Source organism: Actinocrinis puniceicyclus, assembly GCF_018283645.1.
GTDB lineage: Bacteria > Actinomycetota > Actinomycetes > Streptomycetales > Catenulisporaceae > Actinocrinis > Actinocrinis puniceicyclus.
This window is the reverse complement of the sequence record NZ_JAGSXH010000010.1, coordinates 1-18,938: the sequence shown is the minus strand read 5'-3', so window position 1 is coordinate 18,938 and position 18,938 is coordinate 1. Positions and strand designations below refer to the sequence as shown.

Genomic DNA, 18,938 nt, shown 5'->3' with positions numbered 1-18,938 from the left:
GGATGACGACGACGACACCCGAGAAGAGCCCGGCGGGCGAGCTGGGCACCGTGATCGTGTCCAGGCCCCGCTTCGAGGGCTCGAACATCTGCACCTGGATCGGCTTCAAGCACGTCATGTACCTCGTCGAGGAGGCAGTGCTCGAACATCTGCGGCGAACCGGCCTGGCCCCCCGGCGGCTGTACGAGGAACACGGCCTAGGCCTGGACATCGTGGACGGCGACGCGCGGATCCTCACCGCGCTGCACATGGACGACGAGGTGCGAACGCAGGTGATCCCGCAGGCCGGCGACGACTCCGGCGAACTGGTGCTGCGCACGCGCACCAGCGTCGAGCGCCCCGGCGAACCGCGCTCGGTCCTGGCCGCGACGGCCTCAGTGCGCGCCGTCTTCCGCCTCGATGACGACGCGCCGCAGCCGCCCGACGGCGTACCGGCCGTGGTGCGCCGCATCGAACGCGGCGGCGCGGTGGGCGTGGACGCGCCCCTGTCCTACGCGCCGCCCGCGCCGCTGGAAGGCCGCGGCATCGTCGGTGACACCGAATCAGGGCTCGCCGCACCCGGGGCCAACGCGATCGTGTGGCGCTGGCGGATCCCGTACTTCTACTGCCATTACTCCCGGCGCCTCCAGCACTCCGGCTATCTGCGCCTCATGGAGGAGGTCGTCGACCTGTTCCTCGCCGAGCGCGGCATCTCCATCCGCACCCTGGTCGACGGGCGCCGGTGGATCCCGGTGGTGCCGCGCGCCCGGGTCGAGATCCTGGCCGAGGCGCTGATGGAGGAGGAACTGTACGTCGTCTTCACCGTGGAAGAGATCTTCAAGCGCGCGACGTACACCGCCCGGATGGAGTGCTACGTGCGCCGCGGCGGCCAGTACGTGTGCACGGCCCGCGGCCGGATCACCCACGGGTACGCCGAGATCCTCGACCGGCGCGACTGGCGACTGGTCGAATTCGACGAGCCGACGCTCGCCGCGCTGCGCGGCGACGCGGCCGGCTGACCGGCGACGGAAGGAGCGTTCGAACATGGCGACAGGCAGCACCGCGACGGCAGGCGCGCAGGGCGCGGCCGCGGGCGCGGGCAAGGGCATCGCGGCGAATCTCGACGGCGCCCGGCGGGCCATCGAGCTCTTCCACGCCGGACGGGTCGAGTTGATGCGCGCGATGCTCGCGGACGACGTGGTGTGGCGGGTCCCGCACGTCAACCCGCTGGCCGCCGACATCGTCGGCATCGACGCCGTGCTCGAGTTCTTCCGCCGGGTGCAGCAGGAGACGAACGGCACCTTCCGCGCCGAGGTCCTGGACCTGGCCGCCGACGAGCGCACGGTCTTCTGCCTCATGCGGGTGCGCGCCGAACGCCGCGGGCGCACCCTCGACCAGCAGATCGTGAACGTCTGGCGGCTGCGGCCCGGCGACGGAAAGGTCTACGAGCGCGAGCTGTTCATGGAGGATCAGCCCGCCTCCGACGACTTCTGGGCTTACTGAGCCCGGAGGCGCAGCACACGAGAACCATCCCAGGCCGGGCGCCGCGCGGCGGCCGGTGCGACCCGAACGAAAGGTGAGAGAAAGTGGCGGTTGAGGACAACGCTCTGATCAAGCTTCTGAGACTCGGCCACATGCGGTTCGAGCACGCCAAGTACGAGCGGCTGGCCGAGGGCATCGACGAGAACGTGGTGTGGCACACGCCGGGCGACCACCCGCTCTCCGGCACGATCGTGGGCCTGGACGCGGTCTTCGAGTGGCTGCGCAAGAGCGCCGAGGTGACCGACGGCACCTTCCGCGCGGAGATCCACAACATCGCCACCGACGACAGCCTCGCCGCCGTCGTCTCCACCTACCGGGGCGAGCGCAAGGGCATGACGCTGGTCATGCCGGGCGTGCAGACCTTCAGGTTCGACCCGGTGAGCAACAAGGTCGTGGAGGCGCGCATCTGGGTGTACGACGACGTATTCGTCAACAAGTTCTGGTCCGCCTGATCCCGGGAGGCTTCGGTGAAGGTGCGTATCCCGGCGACGCTCAGCCAGGACGGGCGCCCCGGCCTGATCGACGTGCAGGTCCCGGCGGCGGGCACGGTCGGCGCCGTCCTGGCCGGGCTCGAAACCGTCGTGCCCGGCGCCACCAGGAAGATCGTCGACGAGGGCGGCAGGCCCTTCCGTTACGTCAACCTCTACGTGAACGGAGACGACGTACGCGAGCGTTCCGGCCTTGACACACCGGTGCGCGAGGGCGACGAGCTGCTGATCCTGCCCGCGATCAGCGGAGGCTGACGTGGCCGGTGCGACGGCCGTCACTGGAGCCGGCCGCGGCTACGACGTGGTGGTGGTGGGTGCCCGCGTCGCGGGCTCCGCCACGGCCATGCTGCTGGCCCGCATGGGGCACCGGGTGCTGCTGGTGGACCGGATGGGTTTTCCCAGCGACACGATGTCCTCGCACTTCATTCCGTTCTACGGGGCGGCCCGGCTGGAGCGGTGGGGTCTTCTGGACCGGCTGCTGGCCACCGGCTGTCCGCCGGTGGCCCGGCTCACCTCCGACTGGGGTCAGGTGCGGCTCACCGGCCGTCCGCCGGCCTACCAGGGCACCCGGGTCGGCGTGTGCCCGCGGCGGTACGTGCTCGACAAGCTGCTCATCGACGCCGCTGTCGAGTCAGGGGTCGAGTTCGAGGAGCGGTTCCTGGTCACCGAACTGCTGGGCGACGGCGACCGGGTGACCGGAGTGCGCGGCCGCACCTCGAGCGGCGCGCGGGTCACCGTGCCCGCGAGCTTCGTCGTCGGCGCCGACGGCATGCGGTCCCTGGTGGCTCGCACCGTCGGCGCCGAGGAGTACAACACGGTGCCGCCATTGACCGTCACCTACTACACCTACTTCGAGAACCTGAACCTCGACGATCTGCTCATCCACTGGCGTCCGGGCCGCTGCGTCCCGGCGATCCCGACGCACGACGGCCTGGCCGTGGTGCTGTGCGGCTCCCCGCACGCCGAATGGCGGGAACTGCGCAAGGACGTCGAGGGCGGATACTTCGCGGCGATCGAGCGGGACGTGCCCGAGTTCGCCGAGCGGCTGCGCGACGCGCGCCGGGTGGAGCGCTTCTCCGGCACCCACCACGTGCCCAACTTCTTCCGCAAGCCGTTCGGACCCGGCTGGGCGCTGGTCGGCGACGCCGGGTACCACAAGGACCCGGTGACGGCGCTGGGCATGTCGGACGCCTTCCGTGACGCGGAGTACCTCGCCGCGGCGCTGCACGAGGCGCTGGAGGGCGCGCGCCCGGCCGATGAGGCGCTGGCCGAGTACGAGGTCCGGCGCAACCGCGATGCCGAGCCGCTGTACAAGTACACCCTGGAACAGGCGCGCTACCAGCCGCTCGACCGGCTCACCGCGCGGGTGCTCAAGGCGCTGGAGGACAACGAGGAGGACCGCGACCAGTTCTTCGGCATCCTGGCCGGCAGCGTGCTGCCGGAGGAGTTCTCGGCGCTGGACAACATCGTGCGGATCCTCACGCGCGCCGGGCTGATGCCGACATGAGGGGGCGCCCGGTCCCTCTTCGGCGCGCCGGGCCGCGGGCGCCGTCACACCGTCAGGATCTCGCCGCCGTCCACGCCGATCACGTTGCCGGTCAGCCAGGAGGAGCGGGCCTGGGCCAGCAGCACGACGGCCTCGGCGACGTCCTGCTCGGTGGTCAGCCGGCCGTGCGGATTGCCCAGGCGGGCCCGCTCGCTCAGCTCGCCGCTTTCCGGAATGCGCAGGAAGGACTCGGTCAGCGTGATGCCGGCGCGGATCGCGTTGACGCTCACCGCGCGCGGCGCCAGTTCGACCGCGAGCTGGCGCACGTGGGACTCCAGCGCGCACTTGGCCGCCGAGACCATCCCGTAGCTGCGGGTCACCCTGGCGGTGCCCGCGCTGGTCATCGCGAAGATCTTGGCGCCCGCGCCGAGCAGCCCGGCGGCGAGCAGGTCCTGGGTCCAGTACACGAGGCTGTGCGCCATCACCGTCAGCGTCATGTCCATCTGCGCGCGCGTGGCGTGCGGCTCGTCGCCGTCGCCGTCGGGGCCGGGCAGGAACGGCACGAGCGAGCCGAAGGCGAGTGAGTGCATGAACACCCGCACCCCCGCCGGCCCGACCAGGCCGGCCGCCTCGGCGATGATCTTGGCCCGGCTGCGGTCCGAGGCCGCGTTCTCGTTGAAGAAGCGGGTCTGCACGCCGAGGCCGCGCAGCTGCCGCTCGAGTTCGTCGGCCGCGCTCTGCCCGGCCGCGGTGTCCAGGTGCACGCCGAGGATGTTCGAGCCCTGCTCGGCGAGGGCGAGGGCGCAGCCGCGGCCCATGCCACCCGAGACGCCCAGTATCAGGCTCCAGACTCCGTCGAGGACGCCGGCCGCCATGTCGCGGATCTCCGTTCCGGATCGGGGCCGCGGTCAGGCGGCCGGTCGGGCGGGGCGCAGCAGCACGGCCGCCAGGTTTCCGTGCGGGGCGGTGCCGAGCACCAGCCCGTGTCCGTGTTCTGTGATCAGCCCGGCGAGCTGGAGCAGCGGCGAGACCGAGAAGAACGCGCCGTCGCCGCCGAGATATCCGGCTACCGGCGTGAGCGTCACGCCCGCCGCCGCGCAGCGTTCGGTGCAGTACCGGGTAAGGCGGCCGGCCAGTTCCGGGTCATCGCAGCACACGATGAAAGGGATCGGGTCGCCCTGCGCGCCGCGGCCGGCGGCGGTGACCAGCGCGGTCAGCGGATCGCCGAGCGCCGACGCGAGCCGCGCGCTGCCCTGCGTGCTCGCCGCCGTCTCGGCCGGGTGCGGCAGGAAGCGGCAGAACCCGCCGGCGATCTCGGCCAGTGCGCCGGCCCCGCGTTCCCGCGCCCCCTTCTCGCTCTCCACGGCCAGCGCGCAGGCGCCTTCGCCCGCGTCGTCGCGCACCGGTACATCAGGCATCTCCTCGGTGGCTCCGGCCAGGCCCGCGGCGGCGCGGCCGGTGCCCAGCGCCCGGGTGAGCGCCAGCAGCGCCTCCAGTCCGGCCACCACCGGATTGGTCAGGGTCAGGCTGAACGCGCGCATGCCGTGTTTCGCCGCCGCGTGGCTGGCCGGCATGTTGACCGAGAAGTTCGGTGCCTCCGCCGGGCTGAGCGCGTCGGAGCCCTCGGCCAGGACCGCGGCGTCGAAGCGGGCCAGCACCGGGTTGGCCGCGAAGTTCGTTCCCGCCGCGACCGCCAGCTGCGTGTCCTCGTACGCCCCGGGCTCCAGACGCGCGGCCGCCAGCGCCCGCGCCGTCGCGCCGAGCAGGAAGCGGGTGGCGGGGGACAGGTACTTCCAGCCGCGCTGGCCCAGCACCGATACCGGGTCGAACCAGTCCGGCCCGGCGCCCGCGCGGGGCTGCCCCGCGCCGAGCCGGGACCGCGCGGCGAGCAGGTCGGCCGGGCTCGCCGCAGTCGGCACCGCGATCCCGATCCCGGTCACCACGGCCCGGGTCTCGCCCGGGGCCGGGCGAAACGCCGGCGCGACTGAACCAGACACTCTCTCAGACCTCTCCCAGGACCAGCGAGATGTTGTTGCCGCCGAACGCATAGGCGTTGACCAGCGCGTGGCCGAAGGCGCGCCGCTGCGGCTCGCCCGTGTGCAGCGGGAAGGGACACTCCGGGTCCGGATCGGCCAGCGGCGGGTTCGGCGGAGCGGTGCGCCGGCTGAGGATCAGCGCCGCGGTGAGCGCCGCGAAACCGCCGGCGGCGCCGCCGGTGTGCCCGAGCATCGACTTGAGGCTGTAGACGGCCGGGGGCGTGCGGTCCGACCCGGCGAGCACCTCGCGCAGCACCCTGCTTTCGACCACGTCGTTGAGCGGGGTGCCGGTGCCGTGCGGGACCACGCAGCCGATGTCTTCGGCGTCGAGCCCGGCTTCGTGCAGCGCGGCGCGCATCGCCCGCGCGATGGCGCGGCCGGTCGGCTCCGGCGCGGTCGGGTGGTGGGCGTCGCAGCTCCATCCGGCGCCTTCCAGCGCGGCGTACGCGTGCCGGCCGCCGCGGCGGCGCCAGTGCTCCTCGGACTCGACGACCATCATCGCCGCGCCCTCGCCGAAGACGGTGCCCTCGCGGCGGGCGTCGAACGGCCGGCAGCGCACCGGGTCGAGCCCGCCCATGCGGTTGAAGCAGGCCACGCCGACCCGGGTGTAGCCGTCGGCGCCGCCCGCGAGCACGACGTCCGCGAGGCCGTCGCGAACCGCCTGCACGGCGAGGCTCGCGCTGTAGGCGGAGGCGGAGCAGGCGGTGCTGACGGTGAGGTTGGGGCCGGTCAGGCCGAACCGCTCGGCCAGCGCGCCGGAGGTCTTGAACGGGAAGCCGTCCGCCGCGCGCGGCACCCGGCCGCCGGCGCGCGCCGCCTCGAACAGGCCGGCGTCGCCCACTCCGGTGCCGATCGACACTCCGATGCCGTCGCCGGCACCGTCAAGGGCATCGCCGAGTCCTGCGTCGGCGAGGGCTTCGCGCGCGGCCTGGACGGCGAACGCGCTGGTGCGGCTCAGCTCATTGCCCTGCGAATCGGTGGCCCGCGGCGGGTCGGTCACCACGTACAGCAACCGGTTGGGCATGCGGGCGTGCGGGTCGGGCACCAGCCCCGGTTCGTTGTGCGCGCGCATCAGCGCGGACCAGAAGGTCTCGATGTCCTGACCGACGCAGGAGACCACGCCGAGGCCGGTGATGAGGATGCGCTCCACGGGAAACCCCCCAGAGGCGGGGCCGGGCCGCGCGCCGCGCGGGGCCCCGCCGGATCGGAGTCAGGCGATCTTCGCCGCCACCAGTTCCCGCACGTCACCGAAGTTGGTCATGTCGCGCACCTCGTCCTCGGTGATCTTGATCTCGTACTTCTTCTCCAGCGCGACCATGACCTCGAGCGCCTTGAGCGAATCCATCCCGAGGTCGGCGACGAAGTGCGCGTCGTCGGTCAGGTCGGAGACGTTCAGGTCCAGCACGTCAGCCACGAAAACCCGAAGTTCCTCGGGGTCAAGTGTCTGGACTTCCGCTGCCATTGGCTTCCCCTAGTCCCGTTGATTTCGAGTAAAGGCCGACCGCGCAAAGTTCGCGACCGCTCTGAGGAATATATCAGCGTTCGATGCGAAATGCGATAGTCTGGGCGTGATCGACATCTTAGTCACCGCTTGCCGCACCGCTTCCGGCGCCGGGAATGGATAAATCATTCGGCATTTCGGATAAGCCGGGCATATCGGCTTCGCGCCGCCCGGCCGGATTCGAAGCGGTCGCGGGAAAAGGGAAATCCGCGTGCCGCCGATGGCTGCGCCGCCCGCTTACATTCCAACCCTGACAGCAGCACATGTATTCGAGTATTGATCGTTCGTGGCGGCCCGTCGTCCGGTCTCCGTCCCGGCCCGTCCCGGTGTCCGTCCGCCTGCCTGAGATGGTCTTACAGGTACCACCAGCGCGTGCATGAAGCGGCCAGCCCGGTGATGCCGGCTTCGTCCAGTTCGATGACGCCGGGCAACAGGTCGAGTCCCGCCGCGCCGATGCGCTCCAGGCAGGGCCGCGATACGTATACCGGCGCGCCGTCCGCGCGGAGCCGTTCGATCGCGTCGGGATAGTCGGGGGGAACGCCCCAGACCTCGCCGCCGAGTTCCAGCCCCGTGGGCTTCGCCGCGGCGAGGGCGTAGACCGCCGCGCAACCGCGCAGCACCACCACCATCGGCGACTGCTTGTGCAGCCCGTGCACCAGCCACAGCACGTGCGCGTACTGCTGTTCGACCGCTCCGCGGTGCGCCCGCTCGATCACCACCAGCGTCCCGGCCGCCGACGCGTCCGCCATGTCACTTCACCCCGAGCACCAGGCTGGCGTCCGCCGCCGTGGCGCGCTGCAGAAATTCGTACGGCGGGCGTATCCGTACCCCCGGGATCTGTTCCAGCGCGCCGCGTTCCTCGGCACAGTAACGGCACACCAGCCACCGGAAGTCCCCGCCGCGGCTCTCGAGCAGATGCGCGGCGAGCGCCGCGGGCGTCGGATAGCGCGCATCCCATGCGCGCACATCCCGCGGCTTGACACCGCTCACCTGCACGGTGGTCAGCGTGGTGGCGAACCCGCAGGTCCACAGCTCGACCCGGTGCTGCCGGCGCAGCGCCTCGTCGGCGATCCGCACCGCCGTGGTCAGCGTGTCGGACTCGTACGGCGCGCCGATCAACCCGAGGAACAGCAGCCGTCCGGCGGGCGCCGGTTGCTCTCGATCCACCTCACCCCGCTCCTTCCGCACGGTGCGAACGCCGGCGCCGACCACCGGTTCAGTGCCAGACCGCGATGACCCCCGGCGTCATCAGAAGGCTGACGAGCTCGGCGATGTCCGCCCGCGTGCCGCCGGCCGGGACCGGCACCGCGCGCGCCGACAGCGCTTGTCCGTCCACGTGCACCGCCACCCCCGCCGCACCGAGCGCGGCGAGGCCGGGCTGCGCGCCCACCACCGCATTCTGCACCAGGAAGTAGTCGACCCGGTGCCCGTCCCGCGACAGCCGCGCGGCGTACTCGCGCAGCGCCGCCACGTCGGGGCTCTCCAGGTCACTGCGGCTCTCGATCAGCAGGTACGACGCCATGGCCGGTGCTTCCCTCGTTCGGCTGATCGGCGAAGGCCGCGGCGAGCACCGCGAGCACCCGCTCGGCATACTCGTCCGCCGCCATGATGTGGCATGTGTTGTGCCCGGCCCGAGGGACCAGCCAGTGGTCGGCCTGGGGATACCAGGCCAGTTGCCGCTCCACGTCCTGCGGGCGGGCCACCGGGTCGGCGGCTCCCGAGATGAACAGGAGCCTGATGCTGTGGTCGGTGAACGGCACCGGCCACGGCGCGGGTTTGAGGAAGTACAGCGCGGCGCGCCGGTAGGCGCCGCGCGCGATGCGGTACATCAGCGGGCCGCGCTGCCACGCGGGCAGGCGCCCGCGGCGCGCCTCGAACATGCGCTGCAGCGTGTCGCCGATGTCCAGCGTCGGCCCGCTGTCGCAGATCACCGCGCGCACGAAGCCGGGGTCGAGCCTGGCCACGTCCAGCGCCGTCCACGCGGACATCGACATGCCGAGGCAGGCGGCGCGGCCGCCCGCCATCTCGGGGCGCTGCTTGAAGTGCTGCACGACGTTGCCGAAGTCGACGGCGAACCGGGGCGACTGGCCTCGGCGCAGCCCGTCGTCCGCGCTCTCGCCGTGGTTGCGCATGTCGAAGGTGAGCACGTGGTATCCGGCTTCGTGCAGCGCCTTGGCCAGCGACATCAGCATGCCGCTGTCCCGGTTCAGGCCGTGGCCGAGGACCACCCCGTCACGCGCCCCGGGGGAGGGGATGAACCAGCACGCCAGCCGCACTCCGTCGGCCCCGGCCACCATGACCCGCTCGTGCTTGAGGCCATAGCGCTCGGGCGTCGGCTGGACCGGTTTGTGCGGCGGATGCAGGGTGAGCCAGGCCGCGCGCACCGAGGAGCGCACCGCGAACACCGCGGGCAGCACGCCGACGACGCCGCCCAGGTCGATCAGTGCGCGCCGCCACGGCCCCGGTTCGCGGCGCTCGGCTCCCCGCGCGTTGCGGGCCGCGGGCGATGGTGTTCGCATACGATTACCCGTTCTCCGGTTCGCGGATGCAACACGCTGTAAGACTACGTATACTATCATCGGTCACTGATCGAGTGCACGTGAACCGATCGCCCGGCGGGGGACGCATGGGAGGGTTGTCTTGACCATCACGCAACGCACTCGTGCCACGGCGCTCGGCTCCGAACCCGGGGTTCGGGAACAAGACCATCGAACCCTGACGGCGGCGTACCGGGTCAGCGCCGCGGAGCCGGTGCTCGAAGGCCATTTCCCCGGTTTCCCCATCGTCCCCGGGGTCTGCCTGGTCGAGTGCGCCGAGTCCGCCGGCCGGCAGGCTCTGGCCGGCGCCGGGCACGCGCCGAGGCTCGCGGCCGTGGAGAGCGTCCGCTTCATCCGGCCGGTCTATCCCGGAGACGAGATCGGCGCGCAGGTCACCGTCGAGGAACCGCGGCCGGGCGTCTGGGTGTGCCGGGTGCGCGTGACCGTCGCGGCGGCGCGCGACCCGGACGGGGAACCGGCACACGCCGCGCAGGTGCGCTTGCGTTACCAGGCCGAGCAGGAGCCGCAGTGATCGCGCCGCCGTTCGGCCCCGAGCAGATCAAGCGCCTGCTGCCGCACCGCTACCCGATGCTGCTCGTGGACCGGGTCACCGCGGCGCAGCCCGGGGTCTCGCTCACGGCGGTCAAGGCGGTCACCGTGAACGAACCCTGCTATCGAGGGTTGTCGCAGGACGCGGATCACGACTACCCGGTCAGCCTGCTGATCGAGTCCTGGTGCCAGGCCGCCGGCCTGCTCGCCTGCCTCGACCGGCCGAATCCGGACGTACTGCGGGGGATGGTCACCCTCTTCGGCAGCATCACCGACCTGCGGCTCGGGCGGCCGGCCCGGCCGGGCGACCTGCTCGAACACCGGGTGCGCCTGGTCCGGGCGGTCACCGACGCCGCGGTCTTCGAGGGAGAGAGTCTGCTCGCGGACGGCTGCGAGGCGCTGAGCGTGGCCTCGATCGTCATCGCCCTGCGCCCGGCCGAGAGCCTGCGCGAGCGGACCACGGAGCACGCCGCGCGCTGAGCGGAAGGGACTGCGTCATGAACGGTTCACAGCGGAAGGTCGCCCTGGTGACCGGCGGGTCGCGGGGCATCGGACGAGCCGTGGTGCTGCGGCTCGCGGCCGACGGCTTCGACGTCGGATTCTCCTACAACACCGATGAGAAGGCGGCGCAGGAGGTGGCCGCCCAGGCGCGCGAGACCGGCGCCGCGGTGTGCCTGAGGCAACTCGACGTGCGCGACGCCGACGCGGTGCGCTCCTTCGTCGCCGCGGTGGAGGAGGAACTCGGCGACCTCGACGTCGCGGTGGCGAACGCCGGCATCGTGCGGGACAACCCGTTGGTGCTGATGAGCGAGCAGGACTGGACGGACGTGCGCGGGGTGAACCTCGACGGGACCTTCCACGTGTGCCGCTCGGCGGCGTTCTCGATGATGAAGCGCCGGACCGGCTGCATCATCACCATGTCCTCGGTGATCGGGTTGAGCGGCAACGCGACCCAGGCGAACTACGCCGCCTCGAAGGCCGGGATCATCGCCATGACCCGCTCGCTGGCCCTGGAGGTCGGCCGTTTCGGCATCCGGGCCAACGCGGTGGCCCCCGGAATGATCGAGACGGAGATGACCGGAGCGCTGCGTGAGTCTGTGCGCGATCGGGCGGTGGGGAACATCGCGATGGGCCGGATGGGCCGGCCGGAGGAGGTCGCCGCCCTGGTCGGCTTTCTCGCCGGGGACGCGGCGAGCTACATCACCGGGCAGGCCTTCTGCATCGACGGCGGTCTGGTGATATGACCGCCGGGGCGCCGCCGAGGTTCTACTTCTCGCTGCGCAGCCCGTACTCGTGGCTGGCGCACTGGGATCTGACGCAGCGGTACCCGCAGGTCGCCGCGTCGCTGGAGTGGCGGCCGTTCTGGGAACCCGACGGCGAATCCGTCCGGATGCTCGCCGAGGCGGGCGCGGGTTTCCCTTACGTCGACCACTCCAGGGCCAAGGCGCGCTACGTCCTGGCCGATGTGCGCAGGCTGGCCGCCCGGCGCGGGCTGACCGTGACCTGGCCGGTGGACCGGCAGCCGTGCTGGGAGGTTCCGCACCTGGCGTATTTGCTGGCCGAGCGGTATGGCCGCGGGCGTGCCTTCGTGGCGGCGGTGTACCGCGCCCGCTGGGAGGAAGGCGCGGACATCTGCGACCGGGCGACCGTCGCCCGGCTGGCCGACGAACTCGGCCTGCCCGCCGGCGAGTTGGCCGGCGCGGTGGACGATCCCGCGGCCCGGCGGCTCGGCCTTGAGGCGTTGCTGGCCGTGGACGCCGACGGGGTTTTCGGCGTGCCGTTCTTCATCCACCGCTACGACAAGTACTGGGGCGTGGACCGCCTGCCCTGGTTCGTCGAGACCCTCCAGGCGGCGCCCGGCGGCATTGAATCAGGGCACGAGGACAGGCGGCCGCACGAGGTATCCGTCGAAAAGGGGCCCGTCCCCGCGCTGCCCGCGGGCGATCAGGGGCACGCGGGCGGCTGCGGCTGACGTCCTGCTCACCTGGAGTCGGCGACCTGCTCGCGTGACTCTCCGGCCGGGTGCTGTGTCATCGTGGCCTGCGGTGGAGCCGGAATCCGCATCCGCCACAGGGTGATGAGGAACGCGACGACGACGAAGGCTGTGCAGTACACGTATACGCGCTCGTATGCCTGTGCCCGGGCGCCGTCCATGGTCTGAAGCACCGCCGCGGCGACCGCGATGCCGAGCGCGCCGCCGAACTGCCGTGCCATCGTGTTGACGCCCGACGCGGTCGCGAACGCGACCGGCGGCGCGCTGAGCGCGGCGGTCGCGGAGGTGGCCAGTGTCGTGGCGCCCATGCCGACGCCCACCAGCAGGCCGGCGGGCAGCCAGAGCGCCAGGAACCTGGGCTGCTGGGTCAGTCCGAGCACCAGCCACACGCCGCAGGCCACGATCGCCACGAGCCCGAACAGCAGGACCCGGCGCGGACCGAGGACTGCGAGCCGCTTGCCCAGGCCGAGCGCGGTGATCGCGGCCGTCACGGCTCCGGGCGTCATCGCCAGGCCGGCCTGGAGCGGACTGTAGTGCCACACGGTGCTGACATACAGCACGCCGACGAGCAGCCAGGGATACTGCGCCATGCCGTAGAAGACGGAGACGATGTTCGTCACCGCGAAGGTGCGGATGCGCCACAGCGAGGTGTCGACCGCGGGCACCCGCGTGCGGGAGGTGTACAGCAGCGCGGCGACGATCGCGCCGGCCCCGCCGATCAGCGCGGCGAGCGTGCCGGGCGAGGTCCAGTGCCAGCTGGGGCCCTGGGTCACGCCGAGCGTCAGCGCCGCGGTGCCCGCCGCGAGCAGCACCGTGCCCACCGGGTCGGGCATGCGGGAGCGGATCGAGTGCTGCGCGCGCGGCGGCCGCGGCAGCGACCGCACCCCGCCGTAGATCATGGCCGCGCCGAAGGGGAGGTTGACGTAGAACACCGACTCCCAGCCGAAGGCGTCCACCAGAGCGCCGCCGACCGGCGGTCCCAGGGCCGCGGCCGCCGCGGAGGCCGCGCTCCAGAACCCGATCGCCCGCGCGCGCTGTTCGGCGGGCCCGTCCAGCAGCAGAATCGCCAGCGCCGCGGGGACCATCGCGGCCGCCCCGATGCCCTGCAGCGTGCGGGCCGCGATCAGGAATCCCAGGTTGGGCGCCAGCGCGGCGGCGAGCGACATCGCCGAGAACAGCCCGACGCCGCCGAGGAAGACGATGCGGCGGCCCAGCGCGTCGGCGATTCGCCCGGCCGGGGCGAGCATGGCCGCGAACATCACCACGTACGCCGTGACGACCCACGACAGCGTGGAGATCGACTCGGTGGGGAACCGGCGGTGCAGGGTGGGCAGCGCCAGGTTCACCACGGTCGAGTCGAGCATCGCCAGGAAGGTGCCCCCGACCGCGACCAGCCGGGTGGGTCGGGCCTTTCGCGCCGTGGTCATCTCAGTCACGAACTTCCCCGCTTTCTTTGACGACCCCGTCCGGTTCCTGCGGACGAGTCTCGGGCTTGGAGGGCATCTTGACCGGTTTCGGGGCCGCTGCGCCGCCTCGCGGGCTGCGCCGTTCGGCTGATTCGCTCTGCGCTACCCGGCTTCCCGGCTGGAGCGAACGTCCGTCCGTCGTGACGGTTTGCCCCGGAACCAGTCAAGACGCCCGCCTAGAACTCGACGGGCAGCGATACCAGGCCACGGTTGCTGGGGGAGGGCAGATAGCGCCGCCGCTGTGCCGTCGCGCGCAACCCGGGTCCGAAGTCGAGCAGCGCTCCGAGGGCGTGCCGGGTCTGTGCACGGCCGAGCGCGGCGCCGATGCACGCGTGCAGCCCGTGCCCGTAGCCGAGCTGGCCGCGTACCTCCCGCCGCAGGTCGAGCCGGTCGGCGTCGGGGAACTGCTCCTCGTCCCGGTTCGCCGAGGCCAGGCACAGCCGCACCACCTGGCCCTTGGTGACCGGCTGCCCGTCGATCTCGATGTCGGCGAGGGCGACCCGGTCGTTCATCTGTACCGGCCCGTCGAAGCGCTGCAACTCCTCGATCGCGCCCGGCAGCAGCGAGCGCTCGTCGCGCAGCAGGCCGAGTTGCCCGGGGTGCTCCAGCAGCGATTGCAGCGCCAGCGCGATCAGCTGGGTGCTGGTCGGGTGCCCGGCCTGGTACAGGAAGACCAGGCTGTCTACGAGTTCTTCGTCGCTCAGCCGGGTCCCGCCGGCCTCGGTGACGGCCATCGCGCTGAGCACGTCGTCGCCGGGCCGCGCCCGGCGCCGGGCGGCGAGCGGGCCGAGGTAGTCGTAGAAGGACTGCTGCGCCTCCCGCCCCTGCTGGAGCACCTTCGTGGTCAGCTGCGGTTCGGACGTGAGCGCGATCGCACGCGACCATCCGACGAACGCGTCCCAGTCCGGGCGCGGCACGTCGAGCAGCGCGCACAGCAGGTACACCGGGATCCGGTCGGCGAAGTCGGCGACCGCGTCGAACCCGCCGGCGGCACGCGCGGGCTCGGCCAGCTCGGCGACGATCCGCGCGGCCACCGCGTCCGCGCGGGTCATCAGGGCGCTGTCGAAGACCTGCTCGTGGATCGCGCGCAACGGGCTGTGCCGCGGCGGGTCGATCATCACGATCCAGTTCGCCATCATCCGTTCGAGCGGCCCGTCGGCCGGGGAGCGCCGCCAGACCTCGAAGTTCTCCCAGAGCCGCATGTCGCGCGAGAGCAGCGGCTCCCGGTAGGCGGCGACCACGTCGCGGTAGCGGGTGAGGACCCAGAACCCGTAACGGGAGTAATGGACCGGATTCTGTTCGCGCAACTGCCGGTAGTGCGGATACGGATCGGCGAAGAACCCGGGGCTGAGCGGGTTGTACGAGACAGGCTCGGCTTCCACGCGCAGATCTCCTCACGTCACCGGGAGTAGTCCCGTTCAGTATCGCATGAATCAGGGTTATGGGACACCCCGGTTGACAAGTCATCCCGGCCGGGCGGTGGACCGCCGTCCCGGAGCGTTGCGCGTCGGTTTCTCGGCTTCTCGCTCCTCAGTTTGTCAGTGTTTCAGAGTGCTGTGATATTCCTGCGCTCCGGAATTCGCCGAGATGTCCGCACGGATTTTCATCGGGCTTCCAGGTGAATGGCGGATCGGGACGGCCGGCGGAAACCCGAAGCCCGCCGCGCCGGGACGCGACCGCGCGGTCTGAGTATCACCGTGCTCTTACTCGTTGTGCCGACTGCCGTGCTCAGCCGGCCGGCGCGCCGGGGCTGGGGGCGGTGTCGCGCGTGGCGGCGAGCCGGTAGCCGATTCCGATCACCGTCTCGATCAGCACCGGGGAGCGGGGCTCCCGCTCGATCTTGTGGCGCAGGTTGCGCACGTGGGAGTCGACGGTGCGTTCGTAACCGTCGAACTCATAGCCGCGGATGCGGTTGATCAGCTCGTAGCGGCTGAAGACGCGGCGCGGTGCCGCGGCCAGCGTGGTCAGCAGCCTCCATTCGGTCGCGGTCAGTTCCACGGGCACGCCGTGCGCCGTGATCTGGTGCTGTCGTTCGTCGATGACCAGCTCGCGGTCCGCGTAGCTGGCGGGTTCCTCCTCGCCGTCGAGGGCGCGGGTGCGGCGCAGGATGGAGTGGACGCGCAGTACGACCTCGCGGGGGCTGAACGGCTTGGTCACGTAGTCGTCGGCGCCAAGTTCGAGACCGCGGATCCGGTCGGCGATCTCGGTCTTCGCGGTGAGCATCATGATCGCCGTGGGCGCCGAGGCGCGGATCTCGCGGGCCACCTCCTCGCCCGGGATGTCGGGCAGGCGCAGATCCAGCAGGACCAGGTCCGGGCGCGCCGTGCGGGCCAGCGCGATCGCCTCGGCGCCGGACTCGGTCGAGAGCACCGAGAAGCCCTCGTGTTCCAGGGACGCGCGCAGCAGGTCGCGTATCTTCCGCTCGTCCTCGACGATCAGCACGCTGGCAGGCATCGCTCTCACCGCCTCGCCGCGATCGAATCACATCGCGCGGGCCGGGGGCAGGGCCGCCCGGCGGTGGGAAGCGGGACCAGCAGCCCTGCCGGTCGGCGGGGTGGCGCGGTTGCGTGGTACCCATGGCCGGGTCGGGTGCGCGACTGTTCGGGCCGGTGGGGCGCCGGTTGTTCGCGGCGTTCGCCCTGGTCGGTATCGGGGCGGTGACCGTGGTGGCCGTGCTCGCGGTGTTCTCGGTCACCCGGCAGACCGACTCGCTGGTGGCTTCGCAGCGTGCTCAGGTGCGCCGCGAGGTGACCGCGGCCCTGGCCGACGCGTATGCGGCCGCGGGCTCCTGGAGCACGGCGGATCTGACCGCGGTGCACGCCTTGGCGCAGGCCGGCTCGGCGAACCTGATCGTGCTGGACACCTCGGGCGGCGCGGTCACGACCATCACCGCGAGTCCCCAGACGGAGCACGGCCCCGGCCCGGCGCGTTCCGCCAGTGGCGGCCCCGGCGAGCATCGCGGCACACCGCAGACCACGCACGGCGGCAGCCACAACGCAGCGGCCGCGTCGGGCGGGTCGGGTGTCGTGGGCCTCGCGGCCGCGCGACCGGCCGCGGCACCATCGGCGACACCGGTGCCGACTGCGGCCGGGACCACGACTGCGGCTGTGTCCGGGCAGGCCGAGCCGATCGTCGTCGGCGGTCAGAGCGTCGGCAGCGTGCTGATCACCTTCCCCGCGGTGGCGGCGACCGCCGCGGGTCAAGCGGGCCAGGCCATCTTGCGGCAGGTCGCGCTGGCCGCCGTGGTGGCGGTCGTTCTCGCCGCCGTGGCGGCGCTGCTGGTCACGCGGCGCACGACCCGGCCGCTGGCCGCGCTGGCCGACGCCGCCGCGGCGGTCGAGCGCGGCGAAAGCGACGTGGCGGCGCGTCTGCGTCCGCAGGTGGGCGAGTTCGGCCAGGTCACCGCGGCCTTCGCGCGCATGGCGCGCACCCTGGAGCGGGAGGACGCGTTACGCCGCACGCTGGTCTCCGATGTCGCACACGAACTGCGTACCCCGGTGACGATTCTGCGCGGCACCAGCGAGCAACTGATCGACGGGGTCACCGAACCGACCCCGGAGCGACTGGCCTCCCTCTACGAGGAGACGCTTCGGCTGGAGCGGCTGGTGGAGGACCTTTCCACGCTCGCGGCCGCGCAGGCCGCGACGCTGAGCCTGCGTCGCTCGCCGGTCGACCTGGCCGAGGTCGCGGCGCAGGCGCAGCGGGCACTGCGCCCTCAGTTCGAGGAGGCTGCGCTGGATCTGCGGCTCGAGTGCCGGCCCGCGCTCGTCGACGGCGACCGGGACCGTCTGGCGCAGGTGCTGACCAACCTGCTGACCAATGCCCTGAAGTTCACGCCCTCAGGCGGCACGGTCACGGTGGCGACAGACGCCGGCCCGGACGAGTCAGGACACGATGTCACCCGCCTGAGCGTGCGCGATACCGGTCCAGGTATTCCGGCCGCGGAGTTGCCGCATCTTTTTCAGCGGTTCTGGCGTGGAAGCTCGGCGGCCGGGCGGGGCGGTAGCGGCATCGGGCTCGCGGTGGTCGCGGAACTGGTGGCCGCACACGGCGGCGCCGTGCGCGCCGAGAGCCCGAGCGGAGGCGGCGCCGTGTTCACCGTCACCCTGCCGCGGGCGCCGCGGGCCCCGCGTGCGGTGGCCCGGTCCCGCGGGACCGGGCCACGCTCACACCCCGGCTGAGATCGCGTCGGCCTACCGGCCGGCGACGCCCTCACCGTGCTGGTGCTGGTGCTCGTACATGTGTTGCGGCGACGTTCCCGGCACGGCGGTCGGCGAGTCCAGGCAGCTTCCGTCGCGTGCCCGGTCGCGGTCCTGCAGCGTCGTGGCCGTGGCGCTCGGCGTCGCGGTCGGGGACTCCAGGCAGCTACCGTCGCGTGCCCGGTCGCGGTCCTGCAGCGTGCTCGTGGTGCCCGCCGGCGCGGAAGGGCTGCTCGCGCCGGTTGCCGCGACGGCCACGCCGCCGGCCAGCACCGCGGTCAGCGGCACCGCCGCCAGCAGCAGGGCCCTGCGCTTGATGGGACTGTGAGACTTGATCGGCTTCATCGTGCGCCTCCTTCGATCTGCCTCCAGCACACCGCACCGCCGTGCAGACCGGGCCGCGCTCGTGTGCAGACCGTGTCGAGATTCTCCGCGCGCCGCGGGCGTTCGATCGGCGCTCTGCGCGCTCGGCAGCGCCGCGGGGGGTCAGTCCCGTTGACCGGCCGACGGGCGCCGAAGCCAGCGTAAGTGCTCGCATTCGCCCTGCAGTTGGATGCGTCGCCAGAAGACCGCGGTCGGCGATAGTTGGCTGGCGTGGGCGAAGGCGGCGCGGCGTTGCGGGGCCCGTGCCACGCGCAGGCACAGATCGAGTTCGCCGGGCAGACGGCCGACGAAGGGCTGGCCGGTCTCCTGGCGCAGCCGGTCGGCGATGACGGAGGGCAGGGCCCAGGCCAGGACCGGCAGGTCGGAGCATGCGAGGAGCGCGGCAGCGGTCGCCGCCCGGTGGTCGGGGTGAGCGGTGACGCCGGTGTCGTCGAAGACCAGCAGCCCGTCCGGGCGGACCCGGGCGACCTGCAGTGCGACCTGGCGGGAGAGCTCACCCGCGGGCAGGGCGTCGAGGTGGCCGTCAGGGTAGGTCAGCAACGTCACCGAGCGCACGCCCAACCGGGCGCTGGCCTCCCGCAGTTCTTCTTCACGCAGCGCGAACAGGGCGCTCGTGTCGCCCAGCGTGGAAGACTCGCCGTGGGAGAAGCAGAGCACGTGCACGGCGGCACCGCGCTCGATCATCTGGTTTACCACGGCGCCGAGGCCGAACGTCTCGTCGTCCGGATGGGCCACCACGACCAGCACGCTGCGCCAGCGCGGAAGCTCGGCTCGAAGC

At 72.2% G+C, this 18,938-nt stretch carries 23 protein-coding genes; 10 read left to right on the top strand and 13 right to left on the bottom strand.

The window, feature by feature from the left end; translation table 11 throughout:
* The first annotated feature begins 2 nt into the window (after positions 1 to 2).
* The 5 genes from KGA66_RS04825 (at position 3) to KGA66_RS04805 (ending at position 3,516) form a co-directional block, all read left to right on the top strand.
* Entirely contained in the window at positions 3 to 998 is a 996-nt protein-coding gene (locus tag KGA66_RS04825) for a thioesterase family protein (protein WP_211464938.1), read from the top strand.
* 25 nt (positions 999 to 1,023) lie between these two features.
* A complete protein-coding gene (locus tag KGA66_RS04820) occupies positions 1,024 to 1,482 on the top strand; it encodes a nuclear transport factor 2 family protein (RefSeq protein ID WP_211464936.1) in 459 nt (152 codons plus the stop codon).
* Between the two features lie 83 nt (positions 1,483 to 1,565).
* A complete protein-coding gene (locus KGA66_RS04815; protein WP_211464934.1) occupies positions 1,566 to 1,973 on the top strand; it encodes a nuclear transport factor 2 family protein in 408 nt (135 codons plus the stop codon).
* Between the two features lie 15 nt (positions 1,974 to 1,988).
* Complete coding sequence (locus KGA66_RS04810; protein ID WP_211464932.1) at positions 1,989 to 2,264, top strand: MoaD/ThiS family protein; 276 nt, start codon at positions 1,989 to 1,991, stop codon at positions 2,262 to 2,264.
* Position 2,265: 1 nt separating this feature from the next.
* Positions 2,266 to 3,516: an NAD(P)/FAD-dependent oxidoreductase gene (locus KGA66_RS04805; protein ID WP_211464929.1), complete on the top strand. Its 1,251-nt coding sequence runs from the start codon at positions 2,266 to 2,268 to the stop codon at positions 3,514 to 3,516.
* A gap of 44 nt (positions 3,517 to 3,560) precedes the next feature.
* On the opposite strand, the gene KGA66_RS04800 is transcribed toward KGA66_RS04805, so the two are convergent.
* The 8 genes from KGA66_RS04800 to KGA66_RS04765 form a co-directional block, all read right to left on the bottom strand.
* On the bottom strand, positions 3,561 to 4,370 hold the full coding sequence (locus KGA66_RS04800) for an SDR family oxidoreductase (protein ID WP_211464927.1): 810 nt from the start codon (positions 4,368 to 4,370) through the stop codon (positions 3,561 to 3,563).
* Positions 4,371 to 4,403: 33 nt separating this feature from the next.
* The gene (locus KGA66_RS04795; RefSeq protein WP_211464925.1) at positions 4,404 to 5,492 is read right to left on the bottom strand and encodes a beta-ketoacyl synthase N-terminal-like domain-containing protein; all 1,089 of its coding nucleotides are present in this window, start codon (positions 5,490 to 5,492) and stop codon (positions 4,404 to 4,406) included.
* 4 nt (positions 5,493 to 5,496) lie between these two features.
* Positions 5,497 to 6,681, bottom strand: coding sequence for a beta-ketoacyl-[acyl-carrier-protein] synthase family protein (locus tag KGA66_RS31400; protein ID WP_211464923.1), 1,185 nt, complete (start codon positions 6,679 to 6,681; stop codon positions 5,497 to 5,499).
* Positions 6,682 to 6,741: 60 nt separating this feature from the next.
* On the bottom strand, positions 6,742 to 6,945 hold the full coding sequence (locus KGA66_RS04785) for an acyl carrier protein (protein ID WP_211464921.1): 204 nt from the start codon (positions 6,943 to 6,945) through the stop codon (positions 6,742 to 6,744).
* A 440-nt stretch (positions 6,946 to 7,385) separates the two neighbouring features.
* Positions 7,386 to 7,781, bottom strand: coding sequence for a hypothetical protein (locus tag KGA66_RS04780; protein WP_211464919.1), 396 nt, complete (start codon positions 7,779 to 7,781; stop codon positions 7,386 to 7,388).
* A 1-nt stretch (position 7,782) separates the two neighbouring features.
* Positions 7,783 to 8,199 carry a hypothetical protein gene (locus tag KGA66_RS04775; protein WP_211464917.1) on the bottom strand — a complete coding sequence of 139 codons (417 nt, stop codon included), beginning with the start codon at positions 8,197 to 8,199 and terminating at the stop codon, positions 7,783 to 7,785.
* Positions 8,200 to 8,248: 49 nt separating this feature from the next.
* Positions 8,249 to 8,554, bottom strand: coding sequence for a hypothetical protein (locus KGA66_RS04770; protein ID WP_211464915.1), 306 nt, complete (start codon positions 8,552 to 8,554; stop codon positions 8,249 to 8,251).
* A complete protein-coding gene (locus KGA66_RS04765; protein WP_211464913.1) occupies positions 8,520 to 9,551 on the bottom strand; it encodes an alpha/beta hydrolase in 1,032 nt (343 codons plus the stop codon). Before KGA66_RS04765 ends, KGA66_RS04770 begins: the two co-directional genes overlap by 35 nt.
* A 121-nt stretch (positions 9,552 to 9,672) precedes the next feature.
* Here KGA66_RS04765 and KGA66_RS04760 point away from each other — a divergent pair, with 121 nt between their 5' ends.
* From KGA66_RS04760 to KGA66_RS04745, 4 genes are read left to right on the top strand one after another with little or no spacing between them, the layout of a single operon-like run.
* Positions 9,673 to 10,101, top strand: coding sequence for a 3-hydroxyacyl-ACP dehydratase FabZ family protein (locus KGA66_RS04760; RefSeq protein ID WP_211464911.1), 429 nt, complete (start codon positions 9,673 to 9,675; stop codon positions 10,099 to 10,101).
* Positions 10,098 to 10,598, top strand: a complete 501-nt coding sequence (locus tag KGA66_RS04755; RefSeq protein WP_211464909.1) for a 3-hydroxyacyl-ACP dehydratase FabZ family protein — start codon at positions 10,098 to 10,100, stop codon at positions 10,596 to 10,598. Before KGA66_RS04760 ends, KGA66_RS04755 begins: the two co-directional genes overlap by 4 nt.
* A 17-nt stretch (positions 10,599 to 10,615) precedes the next feature.
* Positions 10,616 to 11,362: a 3-oxoacyl-ACP reductase FabG gene (fabG, locus tag KGA66_RS04750; protein ID WP_211464907.1), complete on the top strand. Its 747-nt coding sequence runs from the start codon at positions 10,616 to 10,618 to the stop codon at positions 11,360 to 11,362.
* Entirely contained in the window at positions 11,359 to 12,090 is a 732-nt protein-coding gene (locus tag KGA66_RS04745; protein ID WP_211464905.1) for a 2-hydroxychromene-2-carboxylate isomerase, read from the top strand. The genes fabG and KGA66_RS04745 overlap by 4 nt, the downstream gene beginning before the upstream one ends.
* A gap of 8 nt (positions 12,091 to 12,098) precedes the next feature.
* Here KGA66_RS04745 and KGA66_RS04740 read toward each other — a convergent pair whose 3' ends face one another.
* The 3 genes from KGA66_RS04740 to KGA66_RS04730 all read right to left on the bottom strand — a co-directional run bounded on the left by KGA66_RS04740 (position 12,099) and on the right by KGA66_RS04730 (position 16,031).
* The gene (locus KGA66_RS04740; protein WP_246507037.1) at positions 12,099 to 13,538 is read right to left on the bottom strand and encodes a DHA2 family efflux MFS transporter permease subunit; all 1,440 of its coding nucleotides are present in this window, start codon (positions 13,536 to 13,538) and stop codon (positions 12,099 to 12,101) included.
* Between the two features lie 215 nt (positions 13,539 to 13,753).
* Complete coding sequence (locus KGA66_RS30825) at positions 13,754 to 14,959, bottom strand: cytochrome P450 (RefSeq protein ID WP_211464901.1); 1,206 nt, start codon at positions 14,957 to 14,959, stop codon at positions 13,754 to 13,756.
* 346 nt (positions 14,960 to 15,305) lie between these two features.
* On the bottom strand, positions 15,306 to 16,031 hold the full coding sequence (locus KGA66_RS04730) for a response regulator transcription factor (protein WP_211464899.1): 726 nt from the start codon (positions 16,029 to 16,031) through the stop codon (positions 15,306 to 15,308).
* A 122-nt stretch (positions 16,032 to 16,153) separates the two neighbouring features.
* On the opposite strand from KGA66_RS04730, the gene KGA66_RS04725 reads away from it, so the two are divergent.
* A complete protein-coding gene (locus tag KGA66_RS04725) occupies positions 16,154 to 17,758 on the top strand; it encodes a sensor histidine kinase (RefSeq protein ID WP_211464897.1) in 1,605 nt (534 codons plus the stop codon).
* A 12-nt stretch (positions 17,759 to 17,770) separates the two neighbouring features.
* On the opposite strand, the gene KGA66_RS04720 is transcribed toward KGA66_RS04725, so the two are convergent.
* Together KGA66_RS04720 and KGA66_RS04715 are read right to left on the bottom strand one after the other, a co-directional pair.
* Entirely contained in the window at positions 17,771 to 18,121 is a 351-nt protein-coding gene (locus KGA66_RS04720) for a hypothetical protein (RefSeq protein ID WP_211464895.1), read from the bottom strand.
* A gap of 141 nt (positions 18,122 to 18,262) precedes the next feature.
* A partial coding sequence (locus tag KGA66_RS04715) for a PIG-L family deacetylase (protein ID WP_211464893.1) occupies positions 18,263 to 18,938 on the bottom strand: 676 nt, incomplete at its 5' end.